Origin of the sequence: Erwinia sp. B116 (genome assembly GCF_002865965.1) — a bacterium.
Lineage (GTDB): Bacteria > Pseudomonadota > Gammaproteobacteria > Enterobacterales > Enterobacteriaceae > Erwinia.
Map to the genome: position 1 here is coordinate 1 of NZ_JRZZ01000057.1, position 2,956 is coordinate 2,956.

Here is a 2,956-nt window from a genome sequence, read left to right on the forward strand (position 1 = left end):
CGGTGCGGGTGGCGGCACCGCCGCGCCGGTGCAGGCGGCGGTCGCGCGTGAACAGAGCGTGCCGCAGTACCTCTCCGGGCTGGGCACCGTCACCGCCGCCGGTACCGCCACGGTGCGCAGCCGGGTGGAGGGCGACCTGCTGGCGCTGCACTTCACGGAAGGCCAGGAAGTGAAAGCCGGGCAGCTGCTGGCGGAGATCGACCCGCGCCCGTACCAGGTGGCGCTGACCCAGGCCCAGGGGCAGCTGGCAAAAGACCAGGCGACGCTGGCCAACGCCCGTCGCGACCTCGCCCGCTATGAAAAGCTGGCGAAAACCAGCCTCGTTTCGCAGCAGGAACTGGACACCCAGCGCGCGCTGGTCAGCGAAACCCTCGGCACCATTAAAGCCGACGAGGGCAGCGTCGCCAGCGCTCAGCTCAACCTCAGCTACAGCCGCGTCACCGCGCCGATCGCCGGGCGCGTTGGCCTGAAACAGGTCGACGTCGGTAACTACATCTCGTCGGGCGACACCACCGGCATCGTGGTGATCACCCAGACCCACCCGATTGACCTGATCTTCACCCTGCCGGAGAGCGACATCGCCAGCGTGCTCAGCGCGCAGAAGAGCGGCGAGGTGCGGGTAGAAGCCTGGGACCGCAGCAACACCCGCCTGCTGACCAGCGGCCGCCTGCTGAGCCTCGATAACCAGATCGACACCACCACCGGCACCGTTAAGGTAAAGGCGCGTTTCGATAACGAGGACGACACGCTGTTCCCCAACCAGTTTGTCAACGCCCGCCTGCAGGCCAGCACGCTGGAGAACGCCATCGTGATCCCGCCGGCCGGCCTGCAGATGGGCAGCGAGGGCCACTTTGTCTGGGTGGTGAACGGCGAAGGCAAGGTCAGCAAGAAGGCGGTCACCGCCGGTTTCCAGGACAGTGAAAAAGCGGTGATTACCGACGGGCTGAACGCCGGTGAACAGGTGGTGACCGACGGCATCGACCGGCTGACCGAGGGGGCGAAGGTTGAGGTGGTGGCGCCGCAGTCGACGCCGCTGACCTCGGCGCGCCACGCCCAGCCGGCGAAGGGAGCCAGCGACTGATGGAGGCGATGACACCCACGCCCGGCGGCGGTCCGTCGCGCCACTTTATTCTGCGCCCGGTGGCGACCACCCTGCTGATGGTGGCGATCCTGCTGGCCGGTATTATCGGCTACGGCGCCCTGCCCGTCTCGGCGCTGCCGGAAGTCGACTACCCGACCATTCAGGTGGTAACGCTCTATCCCGGTGCCAGCCCGGACGTGGTCACCTCGGCGATCACCGCGCCGCTGGAGCGCCAGTTCGGCCAGATGTCCGGCCTCAAGCAGATGGCGTCGCAGAGCGCCGGCGGCGCGTCGGTGGTGACGCTGCAGTTCCAGCTGTCGCTGTCGCTGGACGTCGCCGAGCAGGAGGTGCAGGCGGCAATTAACGCCGCCACCAACCTGCTGCCCGGCGACCTGCCCAACCCGCCGGTTTACAACAAGGTTAACCCGGCGGACCCGCCGATCATGACCCTCGCCGTCACCTCCACCAGCCTGCCGATGACCCAGGTGCAGGATATGGTGGAAAACCGCGTGGCGCAGAAGATCTCGCAGGTGAGCGGCGTCGGGCTGGTGACCCTCTCCGGCGGCCAGCGCCCGGCGGTGCGGGTCAAGCTTAACGCCCAGGCGCTGGCGGCGCTCGGCATCAGCAGCGAGACGGTGCGCACCGCCATCAGCAACGCCAACGTCAACTCGGCCAAGGGCAGCCTCGACGGCCCGGAGCGCGCCATTACCCTGTCAGCCAACGACCAGATTAAAACCGCCGAAGGCTACCGCCAGTTAATCGTCAGCGTGCAGAACGGTTCGCCGGTACGCCTCGGCGACGTGGCGACGGTGGAACAGGGGGCGGAGAACAGCTGGCTGGGGGCCTGGGCCAACCGCCAGCCGGCGATCGTACTCAACGTGCAGCGCCAGCCGGGGGCGAATATCATTGATACCGCCGATAATATTCGCCGCATGCTGCCGGCGCTGACTGCCTCGCTGCCGAAGTCGGTTGAGGTGCAGCTGCTCACCGACCGCACCACCAATATTCGCGCCTCGGTCAGCGACGTGCAGTTTGAGCTGCTGCTGGCGATCGCGCTGGTGGTGATGATTATCTACCTGTTCCTGCGCAACGTGGCGGCGACCATTATCCCGGCCGTGGCGGTGCCGCTGTCGTTGATCGGCACCTTTGCGGTGATGTACTTCCTCGGCTTCTCGGTCAACAACCTGACGCTGATGGCGCTGACCATCGCCACCGGCTTTGTGGTCGACGACGCGATTGTGGTGATCGAGAACATCTCGCGCTATATCGAAAAGGGCGAGAAGCCGCTGGCGGCAACGCTGAAGGGCGCGGGTGAGATCGGCTTTACCATTATCTCGCTGACCTTCTCGCTGATTGCGGTGCTGATCCCGCTGCTGTTTATGGGCGATATCGTTGGCCGGCTGTTCCGCGAGTTTGCGATGACGCTGGCGATCGCCATTCTGATCTCGGCGGTAGTGTCGCTAACCCTGACGCCGATGATGTGCGCGCGCATGCTCAGCGCCGAGTCGCTGCGTAAGCAGAACCGCTTCTCACGCGCCAGCGAAGCGCTGTTCGAACGGATCATCGCCCGCTACGGCCGGCTGCTGACCCGGGTGCTGAACCATCCGTGGCTGACGCTGGGCGTGGCCTTCGCCACCCTGGCGCTGACCGTGCTGCTGTGGCTGCTGATCCCGAAGGGCTTCTTCCCGCTGCAGGACAACGGCATTATTCAGGGCACGGTGCAGACGCCGCAGTCGGTGTCGTTTGCAAGTCAGGCCCAGCGTCAGCAGGCGGTGGCCTCCGTGATTATGAAGGACCCGGCGGTGGAGAGCCTGACCTCGTTTATCGGCGTCGACGGCACTAACCCGGCGCTGAACAGCGGCCGCCTGCAGATCA

The 2,956-nt window shown here is 66.1% G+C and carries 2 protein-coding genes; both read left to right on the forward strand.

Annotation, left to right across the window (positions count from 1 at the left end; translation table 11 throughout):
* Positions 1-1,081, forward strand: a 1,081-nt coding sequence (locus NV64_RS21340; RefSeq protein WP_101506726.1) for an MdtA/MuxA family multidrug efflux RND transporter periplasmic adaptor subunit, incomplete at its 5' end; no start/stop codon positions are given.
* The coding region (locus NV64_RS24270) for an efflux RND transporter permease subunit (RefSeq protein ID WP_233209064.1) at positions 1,081-2,956 on the forward strand (1,876 nt) is incomplete at its 3' end. The genes NV64_RS21340 and NV64_RS24270, both read left to right, overlap by 1 nt.